Source organism: uncultured Microscilla sp. (assembly GCF_947493425.1).
In the GTDB taxonomy this organism is placed as follows: domain Bacteria; phylum Bacteroidota; class Bacteroidia; order Cytophagales; family Microscillaceae; genus Microscilla.
In genome coordinates, this window is sequence record NZ_CANLRP010000102.1 from 1 (window position 1) to 21,042 (window position 21,042).

The window sequence follows — 21,042 nt, forward strand, 5'->3', positions numbered from 1 at the left end:
AGCTTTAATACAAAAAAATAATAATTCCCTCAATATTTTTAACAAAAGCATTCTGACAATTCAGGATGCTTTTTTTGCTGTAGTAAAAAAGCAAGAAAATATTTTTTCAAAAAAAATTAGCCAAGGGGGGAGAGATTTGACCCACTCGATGTACATACTTATGAAAATAATGATCAGGCAAAAAATAATAGTTTCCCAAAAGGGATCATCAGGCAAAATAGATAGTATAGCTTTAATACAAAAAAATAATAATTCCCTCAATATTTTTAACAAAAGCATTCTGACAATTCAGGATGCTTTTTTTGTTTTGGTACCCTTCATACTTTGGGCAAAAAAATACCCTTCCTAAAGTTAGTAAAACTACAAAAATAACCTAATCCACTGAATTTCGTCTCTGACCGTTGTACTTCTTCAAAAAATAGTTCCGTAGCTAAGGCTACGCAAAGATTTTTTTCATCGTCCAACAAACAGATACTGCCTTCTTTTGGATTACTTTATTTTTTCCATTTTACTTAGCAAGGGATTTTTATCGTTTTCAAAAAATAATATTAGTTTTTTTATAAAGACATTTATTTTAGTTGATGGTTGATAGTTGAATCAACTTCACATTATCAATTTTAATAAAACTTCTCACATCTATTATCAAAACCTCAAAGCAAAGCAAATTACTAGCTTTCATTTATCCACCATCCATTCTAAATAGTGATGATAACATCATCATTCAAGTCAGTTTCAAAGCTTACAATGTTTTTTTCTTGATTCCATTCATGAGAAAGCACTTTTCCAGCTACACTCATCTCTTTGGGGGCTTGCGCCAAACCTATGAGTTCAAAAATATATAAGCGTTTTTTTGGGGCTCCCTCATAGCCTTTGCCTTCGACTTGGGTACTTAATACAATTTCTTCCTTGTTTACGGTAGCTGCTATAGTGACCAATTCATACAAGCCTCGTTCATAAGCGTTGTTGGTTTTGCCATCGTCAAAATACAATTGAGTTTGAGAGCTTTCATTCCCCACATAATAAGTCATTTGCAGGGTTTCGCCAGTATAAAAAGAGGTAGATTGTACTTCTGGAGTAGTAGGTATAATGCTGCCTGCTTTTACATACACTGGAATGCTGTCTAAGGTAAGCCCTACATTGATGGTGCTATCGCCTTGCAAAAACTGATGGTTCCAGAAGTCATACCAGTTGCCTTTGGGCAAATATACATTGCGGTTTCTAATGCCTTTGTCTAACACGGGGGCAACCAAAATATTATCGCCCCACATATATTGGTCTTCTACTGTATCGGGCACATTGGCAAATTGAGTAAAGAGTGGTCGTGCCAATGGCATGCCCGTTACTGAGTTTTTCCAGGCAAGCGTATAGTTGTAAGGCAACAATTGATAACGTAAATTGATGAATGGCTTGATGTGGTTTTGCACCTCTTCGCTCCAGGAGGTAGGCTCTGGGTAAATATCGCCACAAGCATGCGGACGAACCACAGGGGTAAATACGGCATACTGCATCCAACGCGTATATAACTCTGGGTCTTTTTCGCCATAAATAAAGCCTCCGGCATCAGAGTGCATATAGCCAATGCCCGACATGCCCACACTGAGCATAATCAAAGGTTGGGCTTTGAGCCCATCCCAGCTACGGCGTACATCGCCCGACCAAGGCACCACACCAAATCGTTGTGAGCCTGCAAAACCAGCACGTGATAATTGAAAAATGCGTTCTTCGGGGTACTCCTTGGCATAGCCTTCAAATAACATTTGCGCCCACTGGTGCCCAAAAATACCATGTACTTCAGCGGCCTTGCCATTGACATGTACCATATCTTCAGGGTGAATTTCGGGCTCGCACAAGTCTACCCACCAACCATCAAAACCGTATTGTTTCATATACTTGTAGCGCTCCCATATCCAAGCTTGGGCTTCTGGTTTAAAAATATCAAGTAAAGCAGCTTCACCCCAGAAAAAATCAGGAAGTGTTCTTACCTCTCCTGCATTATTTTTTACCAATAGCTCTTTGTTTTCCAAGTCTTTGTAATGGTCTGAGTTGGTAGTAAAAAAGGGTTCAGTGATAGGGATGGTTTTAACGCCTTTACTGGCAAAGTATTGAATCATTTCTTGGGGCTTAGGCCAATGCTTTTGGTTAAAGTCTAAATTCCCCATACACTTAGGTTTCTCGTGATCAGAGAACCAGTACAAATCCAAAATTATCGCATCTACCGGGTAGCCCGCTTCTAGTAATTTGTCCAATTCTTTGGTGGCTTCTTGCTGGGTACGATAACCAAAGCGAGATTGAATATACCCCATTGCCCATAGGGGAGGCAAAGGTTGCTTACCCGTCAGTTGAGTATATTCGCCCATGAGTTCTTCAAACGATTGCCCATTGACAAAATAATATACCATGTTGCCCCCTTCGCTGGTATATTCTAAAGCATCAATTTGGGTTTTGCCAATGTCCATCCAGGCACGCGCGGGGTTATCAAACAACAACATGTATTGTTCCGAAGAAGCCAAATGAGGTATCGAGTAGTTCATCACCTCAAAGCCCATACCGTTGCCTGGCTCGTGAGAATTGTAGTGGAGGAGTTTATGCCCACGACGATTCATTGGCATACCACGCGACCCCATGCCATAGATGGCTTCGTCGCCTTTGAGCCCAAACTTAAACGACGCGATGCCTTCTTTGCGGCTAAACTCGCCTCCCTTGAGCTTTGAACCCGTTTGCTGGTCACAAAAGTCGATAGAAAAAGGTGAACGGGTAATTTCTAACTTCACTTCTTGAGTTTCAACAATGATGTGGTTGTCTTGTTCTTCTAGCCGAATAGCTATTGGTTCTGACAAAACGGCTGCATATTGCTTGCATTCAGTAGTGAGGATATCTTGGTAGCTTACCTTGATTACATTGTTAGTAAGGGCGGCAATGGTATAGGTACCTTTGCCACACGCTACTTCTATTACGCCAGTCTTCAGTGCTTGACTACTACCGGACATGTTGCTGTTCATTTTTAACACAATTGATCTTCTGTTTAAGGAGCGTTAGAGATGGTGAAAAAATAATTTATCTCTAAAGTGGTCACTTAATTTTCACCATTCCTTACCCAAATTATTTACCAAGACCTTCGCCTTGTTTTATCTACTGGTTTAATTAATTTCTATAATCATAGGAGATTTGGCGGGCACAATCAAGGTATTTTGCAGGTTTAGCTGCTTACCCGAAACAATGTCTTTGCCCTGTTTGGCGATACCCAATGACTGTATAAAACGATTTAGGTTAAGTTTTACTTCTTGCAAGTTTTTGCTCAACACTACCATTACTGTTTTGCCTTGATAATGTCTGAAGTATACATATATGCCTTGCTTGGGGGCATAGTGCATCAACTTACCTTGATGAATGACAGGGTTGTTTTTGCGCCAGTTCAATAGTTTTTTGCAAAACTTTTGGGCATCTTTTTGCTGAGCAGTCAAGCCTTTTTGAGTAAAAGCATTCACTTTGTCGCCTTGCCAACCTCCAGGAAAGTCGGCTCGTACCAAGCCATCATCGCGGTGTTTAGGGCTAGTCATGAGCACCTCGGTGCCATAGTATATTTGCGGAATGCCTCGCATTGTGAGGTAATAAGCAATTCCTAGTTTAAAGAGGTTATAATCTTCGTTGATTAGAGTAAAGAAACGGGTTACATCATGATTATCAGGAAAAGTAACCAAATTGAAAGGATCAGCATATAAAAAATCATTGGCAAGCATTTCATAAGCATGTATCCAACCCGAAAACATTGCCTCTTTTTTGTTCAATGCCTTTACAAGGGTTTCGTGTAACGGAAAGTCGACCAAACTAGGCAAACAAGCCTGGTAACCATCACGGTTTTTTTTGCCACGTTGCCAATAAGACACTATAGCTGGGTTATAAAACCACTCCTCCCCTACGATGTTTAGGTGGGGGTATTCTGCCATTACTTTGCACGACCATTCGCTCATAAAACCCGAATCGCTGTATGAATAAGTATCCATTCTGATTCCTGATAACCCAGCATACTCTACCCACCAAATGCTATTTTGAATAAGGTATTTTGCCATAACAGGGTTGCGTTGGTTCAAGTCGGGCATAGTAGGAACAAACCAGCCTTTGTTAAACTCGTCTACATCGGTTTGCGCCACATAAGGGTCTTGAATCACGGTTTTGCGGTGAGTAGTGCCTTTGTATTTTTTATCCAAAAATCCTTTTTGATTATTCACCCAATCTGACATAGGCAAATCTTTCATCCACCAATGCTCCGACCCACAATGGTTCACAATCATATCCATGACTACCTTGATTCCTTTGGCTTTGGCTTTAGCGCACAACTCGCGGTACTCTTCATTTGACCCAAAGCGAGGGTCTACCTTATAAAAATCGGTAGTAGAGTACCCATGGTAAGAGTACTCCTTCATGTTGTTTTCCAGCACTGGGTTAAGCCATACTGCCGTAAAACCCATGTCTTTGATATAGTCAAGCTTATCTACAATACCCTTGATGTCTCCCCCATGGCGTCCGCCTTTATTTTTGCGGTTGGCACTTTCGCGCATGGCTGGGTGGCTGTCGTTTTTTGGATTACCGTTGGCAAAACGATCAGGTGTAATCAGGTACAACACATCTGATGGGTCAAAGCCTTTGCGTTGTGCCGAGCCTGTCTGCCTTCTTTTAAGTGAATAATTATAAGTAAAAACAGTTTTGCGTTGTTGCTTAAATAATATATTAAAACTTTGGGCTTTTGCCTGACGGTTTATGTGTAGGTTGAGCACCAAATAATTAGGGCTTTGTACTCGCATAGCACTTACCAGTTCTACTCCTTTGTTTTCAGAGAGGCTTACATTCATTGCTGCTAGGTTTTTGCCATACACTAACAACTGTAACTCAGGATTTGCCATGCCAACCCACCAAAAGGCAGGCTCCACCCTTTGAACTACTTGCTGAGCTTGAGTTTTGACCGCACTTAGGCACAAGCCCATGATGATAAATAAGTAAGTGATTTTTTTCATTGACAATGTATATATTAAGTAATAATCTCAGGTGTAAAACCTGCCATTCAATTAACCAAATGATGTTTTTTATGATGCCTGATTGCTTGTTGGCAAAAGTTTGGGTTCGAAAGTAACCCGGCGCAAGATAGTACTGCCCAAAGGCCATAAGGTAACCTCTTGCAACTGCCCTTGGGTGTTCCAAAGTTTGCCCTTAAGCACAGAAACAGGGGTGCCCCAGGGGTTTTCAATATTTACCTGCTGCAATTGATATTCAAATTTGCCTGCCCCAGTTTTATCAAAATAATAATCAATATTTTCGTTGGTGGTATAGTACAAATCATAAAACCCTTTGACTGGGTGCGACTTGTGTACTGTCCGTTCTGCCCTGATGGGCAAAGCATATAAGAGTGGGCCATAAGACAAATAACAATCTTGCTTTTGGTCTTGCTTTACTTCTACCTCTGCCTCAAAGTTTACAGTTACCACATCGCCCGTTTGCCATTGTTTATGTATTATCCACAATTGGTCTTGTTTGGTTACTTTAGCCTCTTTTATATGTATTTGGGCTCCAGTTGCCCAAGCAGGTTGGCGCAAACAAAATTCAAAAGTTTGGGGCTGGTAAACGGAGAATTCAAAGGAGATTTGATGTTCGAAGGGGTAATTTGTTTTCTGCTCTATTGTGAGCGGGATTCCATTGATTTCGGTATCGAGCACTGATGCCCCATACAAGGCCGCTACCAAACCAGTTTGACTACGCAACCACATACTTTTGACATAGTAAGGGTAAATTCTTCCTGCATTGGGGTTACAGCAAACGGCTGCATCCTGATGGGTAGGTGAATACTTATAACGCACCTGTTCTACTTCTCCCTCCTGGCATACATCGCTTGGGCGAAACTTGCCTGCCATAGCGTAAGAATTGTCAGTTTTGAGATAAGCAATACAGTTTTCCTGAGGGTGACGAGCTCCTTGGGCAGCATTAAATAATAGCCATTCAGCTTTGTCTGCCCACTGCATGTCTCCAGTTTTTTGCAACAAATGTGTATATGAATCAAGCAGTTCATGAATGGAGCAATACTCATATCCGGTTTTGGTGGCATCGCCATACCGTTCGGCTACCCACTCGTCTCCTATTGGGCCTCCGCTGGGAGTAATACACTTTTCGAGCTTGGTTACATAGTCACCCAACGCTTTCTTCAACGCTGGGTTGCCTGAAGCATAATAGGCAGTAGCCAAAGCACGAATATGCTCATAAGTATGTACTCCATGCCCTTTGAACTTATACGCTGGGTCTATAGCATTTTTGTATTGAATGTCTTGTTCACTGAGCCTGTTTTGACTGTAGTTTTCGTACAACCATAAACCATACTCCAGATACGCTTTTTCTTTGGTAAGTTGATACAAACGATCTACCACATCGGTAAACATGAGCCCGTGCCCTACTCCAGCAAATGAAGCTTTTACCCCAAAAGGATTGGAAGCCTGCGGTGGATATGCTTGCATAGTTACTCGCACTGCTTTTACAACAGCATTAAGCACTTTTTGCTCTTGAGTAGCTTCATAATAAGCCAACAGTCCCCTCAATAAAGAGGCTTGTGCCCAAAGTTCTCCGTTTTCGCTGTCAAAGTTATATCGTAACTCAAGATCATATATTCCCAGGTATCCGTCGTGGTCTTGGCAACTCAATATATGTTCCACATACTTTTGTATTTTTTCAAGTATTACCTGATTAGAGGTAAGTACCGCTGTCCTAATGTAACCATCTCGCCAGTTAGATTGGGTTTCGCTGTTCCACCAAAGGTATTGCACCGCCCACTCTTTATCTTCCGGCTCGTTGCCCAAGTCTTTACTTTTTACATTCTTGCTGAGTCTATTTTGTCCATAAATATCATCTTCCTTGATCAAATCAGGCACCAATTCATCTAGCTTGCCCAAAAAGCCCTCCGTTAAATCTCGCTGCATTTGCTCTAGCATCCATCCTTTAGGTTTTATATGACCAAATGCCAACCATTCATATTTTTGTGCTACTGTATTTATGCGCTTAAAAGGGTTTTCTGACATAGAGTTTATCTTGTATTTTTGTAAGTTTTCATCAAAGCCCAACGGCATCTTACATTTCCTGTTTTGTTTGAAAATCAAAGGAGTTGTCTATTAAAAATTCGGGTGAGAATTTTTTGCAATCGCCTGAAATCAATTCTTTTATTATTTGTTATATGTAAAATGCTACTTTTTTAAGAGCTGAGATATAGCTCCATTTTACGAGGGAATGCTATATTTGTATCTATATCAAAAATAATTGGCTTTTTCTCGGAAAGCCACCTTCATTTTGAAAAAAATTACACTATATTGATTTTTTTCACAAATACGACAATTTAAATACTCAATTAAGTAATGAATCCACTGCATGAAAAAATAGTCCCTCCCATTGGCTATTCATTTAGGGTACTCTATCTTGATCAACCACTGTTTACTTACCCTTTTCATTTTCATGAGGAGCTTGAACTTACCTGGATTATTCAAGGTTCGGGAACTCGCTATGTAGGCAACCATATTACCACTTTTACTGATGGAGATTTGGTATTTCTGGGCGAAAAGGTACCCCACGCCTGGATCAGTTATGATGAAGATGTAAAACATAACACCAAAGCAGTGGTACTACAGTTTAGAAAAGATTTTTTAGGCAATGCTTTCTGGAATACCCCAGAGGTAGATGAAATCAAAAAAATGATCCATCTGTCTCAACAAGGTATTCACTTTCAGGGCGATATATTAAAAATATTGCGTAACGATTTACTCACGTTAGGCAAAAAACAAGGCATTGATCGTTTGAATGGGGTACTCAAAATTTTAGATACACTTGCCACTTGGAAACATTACACTCCACTAATTAATGATGAAGTAAATATTAATTATATGACTACCGATTTTGAGCGGATAGAAAAGGTAATGAATTTTATTTATCAGAACTTTAGAAGCGATATTAAGCTCAGTAAAATTGCCGAAATTGCCAACATGAGTTCTTCGGCTTTTTGTCACTTTTTGAAAAAACGAACCCACAAAACCTTGTCAAGAATATTGAATGAAATCAGGCTGGGGTATGCCTCTCAGCTCCTCATCAAAACCGATAAAAATATCAGTGAAATAGCCTACGAAAGTGGCTATAATAGCATTTCTTATTTTAACAAGGCTTTCAAAGATATTTACGAATGTTCGCCCAAGACTTATAGAGTAGAGATTAAAAAGAAAAGCAGGGTACAAGTATAGACTCAGGGCTTTGGCCACAAGCGATAAGTTTTTACACCAAAAAAGGATGACCTGAAAAGATCATCCTTTTTTATTTTGCATTATACAAGCTTCAAGCCATTTATAGCTTTTGACTGATACCTTATTGCTATTAATACCCCGTGTTTTGTTTCAAGTTAGGGTTAGAAATAATTTCAGTGGCAGGAATTGGGTATATATCCCTGAATTTTTCAGTGGTTTTACCTCCAGCTACGTTTCCTTTCCAAGGCCACACACCATTTTCGGTAAACTTGTTGAACCTAATCAAGTCAGTACGGCGATGCCCTTCCCACATCAGCTCTCTGGCTCTTTCGTCTAAGATAAAATCCAGGGTCAATTGAGCCGAAGTAATGTTACCTGTAATATTATTGTAAGCTCTTTCTCTCAATTGATTTACATAACTTAGTGCAGTGTTTAAGTCACCACCACCACCACGCAATACTGTCTCAGCATACATTAAATACACATCGGCTAAACGAAATACAGGAAAATCAGTATCAGGGTGAGTGCCATCCTGACCATTGGCTCCTGTAGATGTTTTATTGATAAACTTAGGTGCAGAGTAACCAGAGTTATAATCTCCTACATTGGTAATTTCTTTGGTTTTACCTCCAGTAAAGAATATGGCTCTTTCGTCTATAGTACCTGTTGCGTCAGGAAAAAGATCTACAATACTACTGGTGGTGCGTGTACCTCCCCAACCACCGTTCATGCCAAAGTCTTTTGTATTCATGTCTCCACCTAAAGAAGCATTGATCAGGAAAGTCATCCCTCCCCAGGTTTGGGTTCTGGCTCCGTCAAATGGTATAGTAAAAATCAACTCAGGTGAAGTATGATTATCCGCCATAAAGTTTTCCTGAAAATTAGGTTTAAGTGAATAAGCACCCGCTCTTATAATTTTATTTAGGTAAGTAAGGCTTTCGCTATATTTGGCAGTATTTACATACACCTCAGCGTTTAGGTACAACTTGGCAAGTAACATCCACGCAGCAGCTTGGCTAGCCCTGCCGTATTGTTGTGTGCCTGGAGCAGCCATTTTGCTTTCTATATCCTTCAGCTCGGTTTCGATAAAGGCAAATATTTCGGCACGACTTGCCTGAGTTGGTGCATTATTGCCCACAGCAAAAGTTTCGTCATACAGAGGTATATTACCAAATAAATCGAGCCCGTGCCAGTAGCTCAATGCTCTCAAAAACCTGGCTTCGGCTCTGTATTCACTGATTTTAGCTTTTACTGCTTCGCTTACTCCCCTTTCGCTCAATTTTGCATCAGAGGTTTCACGCAAAAACTCGTTTGCCATAGACACTTGAAAAAATACCCGATTATACATGGCACTCAAAAAGTTGTTTGCTGGAGTCCAGGTATGGTAATGAAAATCAGGCAAACCAGCATCTCCCCAACCAATCACGGCTTCGTCGGTAGATAATACCTGCGCTCCCCAAAATTGACGCAAATAGCTAGAAAAGCCCTCATCTATCCCTTTAATGTCTGCCTGTCCGTTAGGTCCTTGCTGCCCAGTTACTGCCAATCCAGCATATAGCTTAGCAATAAACGAAGTATAAGCCGCCTCATCAGCACCAAACACAGTGGCTGCGGTAATATCTGTTTCTGGCTTTAAGTCTAAATCTGTACAAGCTACCCCTGTTAACATCAGCAGGAGCAAGCAAGTAATTTTAAATATATTTTTAATCATTGTGATGTGATTTGTCTGTTAAATACTTTGTTGAAAAGAGGGGTTGTCCAATACTTGTTTTTCAGCAATATACATGCTTAGAAACCAAAGCTCAGTCCCATAATGATAGTTCTGGCTCTTGGGAAAATGTCATTGTCAATACCCAGCGCATCTTTATTGGCAACCTCCGGATCTAAACCGCTGTAGTTAGTAATCACAAACAAATTTTGCGCGGTTACATACGCTCTGAGATTAAACTTGTTTTTCAACAATTGATCAAAAGTGTAGCCTAAGGTAATATTGTCTAACCTAAGAAAACTGGCATCCTCTAAGTATACATCTGAAAAATATTGAGGCGCTACAAAGTTGGTTTCAGTAACCGAACGAGGCATATTAGTAGGTACAACTTCGTTAATTACCCGGTTGTAATAAGCTCCGTCAGATTTGACATTATTGTATACATAATTGCCAAGGTTGGCTCTAAAAGTAAAGCTAAGGTCAAAACCTTTGAAGCGCATATTAGAGGTCAAGCCCATTAAAATGTTAGGCGCAGGGTTTTCTACTGCTCTCTTGTCCAACTCATCTACTCTGCCGTCAGGCTTTCCATCTGGCCCATTGATATCTTCGTATATATCAGCATTGTCTATATTTCCATCTCCGTTGTGGTCTACCCCATCTACCAACGGGTTGCCATCTGCTCCCATTTTGTGCTTAAACAAATAGAACGAGTTTGCCGCCTGATTCATTTGCAAAATCTGGACAGTGTTACCTGTTCCACCCGAAATGCCCCCAGTCAAAATACCTACAAATGCAGGGTCATTTATTTTAGAAAACCTTAGCAAAGTATTTCGGTTCCAGGCAATGTTAAAGCCTACATTCCACTGAAAGGCCTTGCTATTGATTGCCACGGCATCCAAAGTAAACTCTACCCCGCTATTTTCCAACTCACCTACATTGGTCAATACCCGATCAGACAAATTAGCCCCAGCTGCTACAGGCACCGTAAACAATAAATCTTTGGTGGTTTTCTTATAATACTCCACAGAACCAGAGAGCCTGCCAGCAAATAATCCAAAATCAAGTCCTATGTTAAAAGACTTTACTTCTTCCCACTTCAGGTTTTGATCATACGCATTGGGGCGAATCGTATTTACGAAAGTATTGCCAAATTGATAAGCCGCTGTACTGTCACCTATGGTATAAGTAGGCAAATAAGCAAAGTTTTGCCCAGCAATGTCCTGGTTTCCTGTGATACCATAGCCAGCCCTTATTTTCAGGTCAGAAATTACTTTAGAGTTTTTCAAGAATGCCTCTTCACTCAGGCGATAAGCTGCCGCGACTGAAGGGAAACTCCCCCAACGGTTGTTTAATCCAAACCTTGAAGAACCATCACGGCGTAAGGTAGCCGTGAGCAATAACTTATCGGCATAAGAGAAGTTGATCCTCCCATAAAACGAAATCAAACGATTCTTCTGAATATTTTTGAATCCCTGCTTATTTTTAGGGGTAGCTCCGGTCAAGTCAGTAAATACCGAGTCTATATACTCTTCTCTAAAATCTTGATAAGAGTAACCCCCAGTTATATCTAACCTACTGTTGATTCCTTTGAAATCTTTGGTATACTTCAGATAAAACTCTAGCAAAGAATTGGTTTTGGTATAATCAGCAGTTCTGTGTTCTCCTAAAGTACCCGACTGAGAACGCAGGTTAGTGGGTAAAGTACGCTGTCTATCGCCTTTGAGGTGGTCATAGCCTAAGTTTAAGTTGGCACTCAAGCCCTTCAAAAAAGGCATTTGATAGTCAAATTTAATGTTTCCTAAAGTTCTCAAGTTTTTACCTTGGTCATCAGTCAAGGCAAGCTCTGCCACAGGATTTTTGGTTGCCAAATCATTGGCGTACTCAAAGTATCCTCCGTATTGGGTATCATTGGCATCAAAAATAGCTTGAGTAGGGTCCATTCTCAAGGCGCCTCCTATAACACTATTAGGCGAAAAAACATCTTTATTCTGGGCAAGCTTAAAATTTGCATCTACATTTAATTGCTTAAACAACTTAGTGTTGAGTCCTAAGGCAAAACTGACACGTTCAGCACTTGTTCCTTTCAGGGTTCCATCTTGCTTTAGGTAGCCTAGTGATGTTCGGTAATTTAGCCCTTTTATACCACCTGCATAACTCAGGCTATGGTTTTGCCCGATGGCTGTTTGGTACAGCTGATCTTGCCAATTGGTACTGGTGTTGCCTAACTCGTTTACTCTACCTGGTGCTTTGTCCTGCACAACGGCTCTAAACTCTGCCGCATTGAACACCTCTACTTTATTGGCAATAGAACCCACCGAAAACCAATTACTGTAGTTTAATTTTCCTTTGCCACTTCTTCCTTTTTTAGTGGTAATAATAATTACTCCATTGTTTCCGCGTGAACCATAAATAGCTGTTGCCGAAGCATCTTTCAATACAGTAAAGCTCTCAATATCGTCAGGATTCAAAAAGTTTAACGGGTTACGTCCATCCTGAAACCCCCCAGGGTTTATGGCAGTGTTGTCTATAGGCACTCCATCAATCACATATAAGGGTTCATTACTTGCATTGATCGATGTGCCGCCTCTTATGCGAATTCTGGTTTGTCCGCCAGGTTCTCCAGAATTTGATTGAACCTGTACTCCAGCAATTTTACCATTAATCAACTGATCAGGAGATACTATAGGTCCTTTATTAAAGTTTTTTGAATCAATCTTAGTCACTACGCCCGTAACATCTGATTTCTTTTGGGTACCATACCCCACTACCACCACCTCTTGCAATGCTGCATCATCAGTCAGGGTTACATTTATCACAGTTTGTGCGCCTATTTCTATTTCTTGCGTGGCATACCCTACAAAACTAAAAATCAATGTAGCATTAGGGTTTACAGTGATAGCAAAAGAGCCATCCGCCAAGCTTGAAGTTCCATTGGTAGTTCCTTTTTCTATGATGGTAGCCCCAGGCAAACCTTCCCCTTTAGTATCCAGTACCCTGCCTGATACCTTAGTTTGGGCGTAAGCCTGCATATTTAATAAACAAAATACTAAAACCAAACCTAGCAGTTTTTGGTATTTTTTGGTCAATATACCAGCAATTTCTCCCAGGCTTTTAGGCTGGTCAGCTACTGCCAATAAATGGTTGTAAAATTTATTCATACGTTTTAAAGGTTAATTTTTCAGTGAAATCAGTTTGGTATAACACAGCATTGCCATTTTACCTTACTAATACAATGGCAATTTTTATTTGAGTAAAAACAACCCTTTTGATAGTTTACACTTTAATGCTTTCACTGAGGGAACAACATTGTACTATCAATGAACTTGATTTTTTTTGACCAACTAGCCCAAACACCCGAAATAGTACTTATAGAATAAAATCTATGCTGGTAGTATTTGTTTGTTTCTATTTTTAACCCAAGGAAAAAATTGAGTACTAGCCTCAAAATATAACTCATTCCAAAAATAATTGGCTTTTTCCCACAATTCTACCTCTTTTTTGTCAAAAACTTATCTCATATTGAAACTATACAATACAACCCTGATTGGTTTATTCAATTATGTTATATTTTATGAGAAGCATCCCTGACGAAGGGTACCTTTCACCTTTTAGTACCTTGCTAATAAAAGAGGGTAATATTATAAAACTTCATCTGTTAAGCTTTTCACATATTTAGTACTTTACTAATGTTTTTTGTATACAAATATCCCTCATCAGCTTGCTTTCGACAAAGCATAAAAAAAGGCTCTCTGAACCGTATGTCCAGAGAGCCTTTGATATGTATATATTTTACTCTATTACTACAAATGCCTAATGGCAACAATAATAGGTACCACTTTTCCTTTTTTACTTATGCCTTGAAAGCTAATACCTCCATTGCTTGAATAATTAATTTCATTGCCAGGAATCAATTTACTTGACAATACTTTTTTTACCCTTGTTTGAAAATCCCCGGCTTCCATCTCTACTTGTTTCATTATTTTGGCGATGTCTAGCTTTTCTGCAGAATACAATACACAAAAATAATCCATTCCTTGGGTATTATCCATTTTGATAAATAAGTCCTCATCGGGAATTGCAACGTTATTGCTACTATAGCCCAAATATGGGCTCATCCCCTGACTATGAGGAAATATTTTATATGTTTTACGAGAGAGGTCAGACGAAAAGGCGTATACATAGGCAGGCTCATTATTAGCAATATACATTCTGAATAAAGTTCCAGAATAATAAGGCTTATTTACCTGATAATACCCATCTTTAAACTCTGCCTGCATATCAAAACCAGCCGATAAAGTAAACTTTACTTTGCCTGAAAGAGTAATTTGACGAGGCTGTAGAACAATCATTTCGTAGGCTTCGAAGCAGTAACGCTGAAAGTCGCTGTATTTTACCCAAATAAAACCATTATCTCCCCATAAAGTACCCCAACTATTCATTAGTTCAAACGCACCTCCATGCTTTTTGTCATCGTACCCTACAACGGTCAATGCATGCCCACCATCAGGGTCAAGGTCTTCTTTTGGATTTTTAATCCATATATCTTTGCCGCGAGAGTTCAAAAAGGATTCTGTACAACATTGCATCCCTATAATGACAGGCTTTTTCTCCGCCAGGCTTTTCTTTACCAACTGTACTTTACGCGTATCGTTCTCTGTTTTAAATAGCTTACGATAATCTTGTACTTTAAAAGCCCTCGCGTCCTGTCTTAGCTTAGAAGTAACCAACTTACCACATCTGTCGCTAAAGTCCTGGTATTTTACTACACCATCTCGCTTAATAACGTCTAGTCCAGTAACCAGACTTGTACCTTCCTGACAGTTAATATCTGAAGAAGGTTTAGCTCTTTCATATAAAAAGAAAGGAGAGAAGGCGTTTTGAGTAACCGAAATAGGGTCGGTGATATTTTTCTGACGGGCATACAAGACAGTACGTGCTGCATAAGCCGCAGACCAACCCACACAGGTGCCATAAGCTCCTTGATTTTTTGGAATGGGGGCGTATTTTCGCAGAGAAACTTTTGCGGGCAAATTCCGGTAATCACCTCGCATCAAAGGTGCCGCTAAAGGTACAGTTGCGTATTTATCTTTGTCTAACACACAGCCTGTTCGATATTTTTGGGCATAGGATGGACTAAATACACCCAACACTAACACCAATGCTATAAAATGATTAAGATAGGGATTTTTTTTAGTCATTTTTGAGTCTTTATTATTTCTAATGAATTTGGTACCAACTAAAAAAGGAATCACCAACTTCAACGTTAGTTGATTCCTTTTTTAAATAAAGTTTATATTAAAATCTTTACGATTTAACGAACAACAAACAAGAACTCACTTCCTGGTTCATTGCTTCCAAACTCACCAGAACGAGGGTTTGGAGTTACCGTCTGAACAAATTTCAAAATCTCAGCAATACTCAAAATTCCATTTTCTCCTCCTTCACTACGTAAAGCTGTTAAAAATCTACGGGCAAAAGGTGAGTGACTACCCGCACGGCCATCTGGCACATACTCTTTACCACCAGAAGTCAAGTAACGACGTGTTTTGTAACGTAGTTTACGATTCACGTATTCGGCTCTGCTTTTGGTAAGCTCATGCTCTTTCATTCCTCTTGAAGCAATCAAGGGGTCAAAAGTTCCTCCAAAACAAACATCCATCATCAAAAATACATGCTTACAATTAATATTATTGATGTAGGTTCTAAGGTTAGAGTGAGAAATGTAACTACTCTTAGACTCATCGTTTAATTTAGAGTCTTTAGTCACAAGATAACCTTCTTTAAAAACTTCATCAAACTGTCCATGTCCTGCAAAGAAAATAAACAATTCATCGTTGTTTTCATATTGTTTTTTAGCGTAGCTTCTTAGCTTGAGTACTATTTCATCCTTGGTTGGGTTTAACAAAAGATCTATTTCAAACCCATAGATTTCTTTCAAATCTTTGGCGATGGCTTTTGCATCGTATACAGGGTTCATTAAGTTATCCCAATGAGTATACTCGTTGGTAGCCACTAACAAAGCTCGGTGGGTACCTAAAATCAAATTTTCTTTTCCTTTTTTCTTAGAGATAGGAGTTGCAGCTTTCACTTTTCTCTTTACTACAAACTCTTGGGTAGATGAGTTGCCTCGTTTGTCGGTAGCTCTTACTTTTACTAGGTTTTCTGCTTTTTCAAGAACTGTAACTCCATCAAAATTTCCTGAGTGATCTAGTCTTGCTGGATTACCATTAATTAATACACTGGCTACTCCGCTTTCATCTGTTACTTGTCCAGCAATCGTAATTTTTTTATCTTCTGCTACTACAATGACCCCACGCGTGTTATTATTAGCTGCCAAAGGCGTGCTAATTCGGATGACAGGCGGCTGAATATCATTCAGGTTACGTCCTATTCGCATGGCCAATGTTTTAGCTTTTGATAATCCCTCACTTTTTGTGAAAGTCATTGCTGTATTGGCATATTTTAAGGCCTGAGGAGTTTCTCCTATGTCAAACAGAATATTGGCACACAATAAGTTGTTAGTAAAGTTGTTTTCTAGCTTTACTGATTTCAAAGCCCATTTTTTAGCTTCGGTTAGCATTTCTTTATTTTTATGAGAATGCTCAAATAACAACCAGGATATATAATGGTAGTCGGTTGCTTTTCTTGCCGAACGCAAATACTTTTGGAGATCTGCTGTCATTTGTGCCTCTTGGTTTACCCCTGAATAGCGCTTGGCGATTCCACGCACTGCATACGCTTTCACAAACCTTCTGTTGTTAAGAATGGTACGATGAGCATCTTCCAATGCTTTGTCATAGTTTCCTAGAGTCAGCCTCAAAAGAGATCGGTTATAAAGTCCGTGGGTATTTCGTGGATTTAAATGAATAGCAGCACTGTACTCTTCTATTGCCCTCGTAGTTTGGCGGGTATTGCGGTAAAAATCTCCCAAGTAGTTACGATACATATACTCTTTGGGATCATTTTTGGCATTTTGAATGGCGGCTTTTAAATCTTCAGACGCAGCCTGACGATTGCCTTGTGCAGCTTTTACCAACCCTCTTACACTCAATGCATAAGCATAGGTTTTTGATATTTTGAGTGCTGCATTACAATCTTTCAGTGCTTTTTTATAACGTTTTAACTCTAAAAATGCCTTGGCTCGATCTACAAAGTAGGTTTCGTCGCTATAAGCAATTTTAATTGCTTGATTATAATCAGCAATTGCTTGTTTATAAAGTTTAAGGTTATACTTTACCAGCCCTCTAAGGTGGTAACTAGCAGATGATTGACGAGGGTCTATCTCTATTGCCTTATTGAAATCGGCGAGAGCTTTTACATATCTTCGTACACGAAAATATGCTTCCCCACGATAATGATAAGCATCGTCTGAGTGGCTATTTAAATTGATAGCCTTCGTAAAATCTTGTATGGCCTGTGCATAAGCACCTGCTTCACTTTTTGCTTTCCCCTGAGATAGGTAGGTATTGGCACTTTGAGCGAACAATACTTGCGAACCTATATAACTCAGTGTGAAAAAAAATGCAAAAAATGCGGTTAGTTTTTTATCCTTCAGCATAGTTCAAAAGAGATTTGAAACTTTGGATAGAGTTTAACTTGTTTAAAAATATTTGAATAAGCACTGGTTAGTTGTGATGTACTGTTTATCAAAGTGTATTGTTTCAAGTAGGAAGATGTGTGTTGGGTTAATTCAGAGTCATTTTTTGTTTACACATCTTAGTTGTAATTATATTTAATGTAAATAGGACAACATATTCACAATACTATCTTTCAAACGTGTCCACAAATTAGATTATTTTGTTTAATTGTGCAAATTCTCATTTTTTATTTGTTTGATAAAGTGTAAGAATTTGAGACATTTATTAAAAAACGTCCGTATTTTTATCTCTATAATACTCTTAAGTAATATCTATGCCAAAACATGAAAACCTTTTCAAAAATATAAACGTATAAAGTTCTATTTATTAATGAAATAGTTATGTCAACAGCATTCAAGTTGTGACACCATTCCTTTATATTGCTTACTCACAATCAAATAAAACACTTATTTTGGGATCTGCTTCTTGATAACAGTCTAATCCTCTGTATTTTTTTTAGATTTATCTGTTACCCATATACTCAGAAGCACCACTTATGCCAAATGAATTATTGATGCTATATACAAGCATTTTTTTAAGGTCTGCATCTGGTACATTAACACCAAATCTCTGAATAATGTAAGTTTACATGATACAATCCAATCACTGAATTGTACTTATTTCATACTTTTTCAGACATTACGCAAAGAGTTTTTCAGCATTTTTGGTCGTATTTTGGGCTACTTCTTCTACTGTTATCCCTTTTATCTCAGCGAGTTTTTGAGCGATTAATGGCACATAAGCCGACTCATTACGTTTGCCTCGATGAGGTACAGGAGCCAAATAAGGGCAGTCTGTTTCAAGTACCAGGTGCTCTAACGAAACCTCAGGTAAAACCTTGTCTAACCCTCCGTTTTTGAAAGTTGCCACGCCACCTATTCCCAAATAAAACCCAAGCTCTATTACTTGTTGGGCATCAGCCACACTTCCAGTAAAACAATGAAATACTCCAGTCAGTTTATCATCCATTAACGGTTTAAGTAGGTCAATTGTTTCCTGAAAAGACTCCCGACAATGAATAACAATAGGTCGTTGGTGTTTTTTAGCCCATCCTACTTGTATTTCAAAGGCTTCTGCCTGTTGTTCATAAAAATTTTTATCCCAATACAAATCTGTTCCTATTTCGCCTACAGCAGCAAAAAACCGTTTGTTAAGCCAATCTTCTACCAAGTATAGTTCTTTTTCAAAGTCTTGTTTTACTGAACAAGGGTGCAGTCCCATCATAGCAAAACAATTATCAGGATATTTGGCTTCTACTTCAAGCATGCCATCTATAGAAGTATGATCAATATTAGGTAAATATATTTTGTTTACGCCTTGCTCAAATGCACGTTGGAGGGTGTCTTCTTGGTCTTTTTCAAACTGTTGGGCATAAATATGGGCGTGGGTGTCGATAAACATATAAGAATTTAATTTGGTTTTAATTGTGTATTTTAAATGTTTGACAAAATAATAGTTTGCAAAACGCGAAAAAAACTATTATATCACTATTGATTATTTGAATTATCTAATTAATCTGGCATTTTACAGAATTTTCTCTTATTTTTGTCCTAATGATGAAATGCAAAACTACAACATATTATCACTCAAATAAATACTATCATTACTCTTTTTTCTTTAGAGGAATGAGGCAGTTTCTTACGTCTTTTAGAAAAAAATAATTAATTTATAGATTATTAAGCCTGGTTCCCTAAAGAACGAGGCTTTTTTTATTTACAAATAACAATATAACATGGAGCAAATATATTCAAATTACACAGAGGAAGACTTTAAGGTTTGGGAGTTACTCTACAATCGTCAAATGAAAATATTGCCTGAAATGGCGTCAAAAGATTATCTGGAGGGACTCAAAATCATTCAGTTTGATGAAAAGATTCCTAAATTTGATGAGATAAACAAAATATTAACTGCCGAGACAAACTGGAAAGTCTACTCTGTACCAGGTTTGATTGCTGACAAAGAGTTTTTTGAATTGATGCGAAATCGTAATTTTTGTGCATCAACCTGGCTCCGCAAAATGAAAGAACTGGACTACCTGGAAGAACCAGATATGTTTCATGATGTGTTTGGTCATGTGCCTTTGCTTACCAATAAAGCTTTCTGTAAATTTTTGGAAGAATTGTGTCGCATAGCATCTGATCATATTGAAAACAAAAATGTGGTAGAAGCCATCGCCCGTGTCTATTGGTTTACAGTAGAATTTGGTTTAATCAGGGAAGCAAAAGGCTTACGCATTTACGGTGCAGGTATTTTATCATCAAGTGGTGAGTGCGAATATTCGTTGTTTAGCGACAAGCCTAATCGTTTTGATTATGATGTACAAAAAGTGATGGATACGGACTACATCAAACACAAATATCAAGAGGAGTACTTTATCATTGATTCGTACGAGCAATTATACAACTCTATTCCTGAGATAGAAGCCAAAGCCAAAGAAATAGATGACAAAGGCATTATTGTAAAGCCTGCTATACAGCCTCAGTATAAGTAGTTTTTTGATACAAAAAAATTGTTAGCCACAAAGCAACCCCATTGCTTTGTGGCTTTTTTATACTTGTTCGAATATATGTTGACCTTATTTAGAACAGAAAAATTTCAAGAATAGATTTTTTGTACTAATTTTATTAGATTTTTGTATTCAAAACTGCCCTTTTTTGGATAAGCATTACGTATTTTCTTGAAGCAGTGGCTTAATTTACTAGAAATAAGGATGGTTTTGAGGCAAAGATGGTCACCGATTCTTCGTTCAAACTATTATGGCTATACACCCTAAAAGTATCAATGGAGAATTCTTGAATTTAACTTTATGCAAAAAACAAAATTAACACCTAGTGATGCAGAATTATTAACTTGGCTGAAGAAAGGTAATGAAAAAGTTATACAAATTTTGTTTGATACTTTTTATGTTTCGCTCTGTAAAACAGTGAATCGCATTGTTCATAATACGACCATCACAGAAGATATAGTTCAGGATGTATTTTTGAAGATATGGCAAAAAAGAGGGGATTTGAATATACAGATTTCGCTCAAGGCATATTTACATAAAATGGCAATTAATGCCGCTTTGAGTCATCTAAGAAAAAAGTATAATACTTCAAGTATTGATGATGCTTCGCCACAACAAATAAGTAAGCATGCGTTTAAGGAGGTAGCCACTGAAAAAATGGAGTTTAAGGAACTAGAGCATCAGGTAAATGAGGCCATCAATGAGCTCCCACCTAAATGTCGTGAAGTGTTTATTTTGAGCAGATATGAAGAGCTAAGCTACAAAGAAATAGCCCAACAGATGGGAATATCACCCAAAACAGTAGAAAATCAAATGAGTAAAGCGTTGAAGCACTTACGCAAAAAACTTGCTGCATATATCAAAAATATATTGCTTTTTTTGGCTCCTTATGCTATTTGGGAATATTTTTTATAACAGATAAAAGATGCCCTAAAA

Annotated in this window: 12 protein-coding genes; 4 read left to right on the forward strand and 8 right to left on the reverse strand. The window is 38.5% G+C overall.

The annotated features are described in order from the left end of the window. The coding region (locus Q0954_RS21860; RefSeq protein WP_299460399.1) for a hypothetical protein at positions 1-349 on the forward strand (349 nt) is incomplete at its 5' end. Between the two features lie 346 nt (positions 350-695). Here the strand turns inward: Q0954_RS21860 and Q0954_RS21865 are convergent. The 3 genes from Q0954_RS21865 to Q0954_RS21875 form a co-directional block, all read right to left on the reverse strand. Next, positions 696-2,999: a TIM-barrel domain-containing protein gene (locus Q0954_RS21865; protein ID WP_299460402.1), complete on the reverse strand. Its 2,304-nt coding sequence runs from the start codon at positions 2,997-2,999 to the stop codon at positions 696-698. A 138-nt stretch (positions 3,000-3,137) separates the two neighbouring features. Further along, a complete protein-coding gene (locus Q0954_RS21870) occupies positions 3,138-5,009 on the reverse strand; it encodes a glycoside hydrolase family 13 protein (protein WP_299460405.1) in 1,872 nt (623 codons plus the stop codon). A gap of 69 nt (positions 5,010-5,078) precedes the next feature. Further along, complete coding sequence (locus Q0954_RS21875) at positions 5,079-7,100, reverse strand: beta-L-arabinofuranosidase domain-containing protein (protein WP_299460407.1); 2,022 nt, start codon at positions 7,098-7,100, stop codon at positions 5,079-5,081. 282 nt (positions 7,101-7,382) lie between these two features. Between Q0954_RS21875 and Q0954_RS21880 the strand changes: the two genes are divergently transcribed. Then, on the forward strand, positions 7,383-8,255 hold the full coding sequence (locus Q0954_RS21880) for an AraC family transcriptional regulator (RefSeq protein ID WP_299460409.1): 873 nt from the start codon (positions 7,383-7,385) through the stop codon (positions 8,253-8,255). A gap of 130 nt (positions 8,256-8,385) precedes the next feature. Here the strand turns inward: Q0954_RS21880 and Q0954_RS21885 are convergent, their stop codons facing one another. From Q0954_RS21885 to Q0954_RS21905, 5 genes are all read right to left on the reverse strand, one after another. Beyond that, entirely contained in the window at positions 8,386-9,966 is a 1,581-nt protein-coding gene (locus Q0954_RS21885; protein WP_299460412.1) for a RagB/SusD family nutrient uptake outer membrane protein, read from the reverse strand. 77 nt (positions 9,967-10,043) lie between these two features. Beyond that, a complete protein-coding gene (locus tag Q0954_RS21890; protein WP_299460413.1) occupies positions 10,044-13,121 on the reverse strand; it encodes a TonB-dependent receptor in 3,078 nt (1,025 codons plus the stop codon). 642 nt (positions 13,122-13,763) lie between these two features. Continuing rightward, the gene (locus Q0954_RS21895; RefSeq protein ID WP_299460415.1) at positions 13,764-15,161 is read right to left on the reverse strand and encodes a C1 family peptidase; all 1,398 of its coding nucleotides are present in this window, start codon (positions 15,159-15,161) and stop codon (positions 13,764-13,766) included. A 113-nt stretch (positions 15,162-15,274) separates the two neighbouring features. Then, positions 15,275-17,521, reverse strand: coding sequence for a tetratricopeptide repeat protein (locus tag Q0954_RS21900; protein ID WP_299460417.1), 2,247 nt, complete (start codon positions 17,519-17,521; stop codon positions 15,275-15,277). Between the two features lie 718 nt (positions 17,522-18,239). After that, positions 18,240-19,001 carry a TatD family hydrolase gene (locus tag Q0954_RS21905; RefSeq protein WP_299460419.1) on the reverse strand — a complete coding sequence of 254 codons (762 nt, stop codon included), beginning with the start codon at positions 18,999-19,001 and terminating at the stop codon, positions 18,240-18,242. Positions 19,002-19,332: 331 nt separating this feature from the next. Between Q0954_RS21905 and Q0954_RS21910 the strand changes: the two genes are divergently transcribed. Together Q0954_RS21910 and Q0954_RS21915 are read left to right on the forward strand one after the other, a co-directional pair. Next, a complete protein-coding gene (locus Q0954_RS21910) occupies positions 19,333-20,091 on the forward strand; it encodes a phenylalanine 4-monooxygenase (RefSeq protein ID WP_299460420.1) in 759 nt (252 codons plus the stop codon). Positions 20,092-20,406: 315 nt separating this feature from the next. Further along, on the forward strand, positions 20,407-21,021 hold the full coding sequence (locus Q0954_RS21915) for an RNA polymerase sigma factor (protein ID WP_299460421.1): 615 nt from the start codon (positions 20,407-20,409) through the stop codon (positions 21,019-21,021). The last annotated feature ends 21 nt before the right edge of the window (positions 21,022-21,042 follow it).

Coding starts and splice junctions, on each gene's coding strand:
- Q0954_RS21865 (WP_299460402.1), bottom strand. CDS start 2,999: ATGAACAGCAACATGTCCGGTAGTAGTCAAGCACTGAAGACTGGCGTA.
- Q0954_RS21870 (WP_299460405.1), bottom strand. CDS start 5,009: ATGAAAAAAATCACTTACTTATTTATCATCATGGGCTTGTGCCTAAGT.
- Q0954_RS21875 (WP_299460407.1), bottom strand. CDS start 7,100: ATGCCGTTGGGCTTTGATGAAAACTTACAAAAATACAAGATAAACTCT.
- Q0954_RS21880 (WP_299460409.1), top strand. CDS start 7,383: ATGAATCCACTGCATGAAAAAATAGTCCCTCCCATTGGCTATTCATTT.
- Q0954_RS21885 (WP_299460412.1), bottom strand. CDS start 9,966: ATGATTAAAAATATATTTAAAATTACTTGCTTGCTCCTGCTGATGTTA.
- Q0954_RS21890 (WP_299460413.1), bottom strand. CDS start 13,121: ATGAATAAATTTTACAACCATTTATTGGCAGTAGCTGACCAGCCTAAA.
- Q0954_RS21895 (WP_299460415.1), bottom strand. CDS start 15,161: ATGACTAAAAAAAATCCCTATCTTAATCATTTTATAGCATTGGTGTTA.
- Q0954_RS21900 (WP_299460417.1), bottom strand. CDS start 17,521: ATGCTGAAGGATAAAAAACTAACCGCATTTTTTGCATTTTTTTTCACA.
- Q0954_RS21905 (WP_299460419.1), bottom strand. CDS start 19,001: ATGTTTATCGACACCCACGCCCATATTTATGCCCAACAGTTTGAAAAA.
- Q0954_RS21910 (WP_299460420.1), top strand. CDS start 19,333: ATGGAGCAAATATATTCAAATTACACAGAGGAAGACTTTAAGGTTTGG.
- Q0954_RS21915 (WP_299460421.1), top strand. CDS start 20,407: ATGCAAAAAACAAAATTAACACCTAGTGATGCAGAATTATTAACTTGG.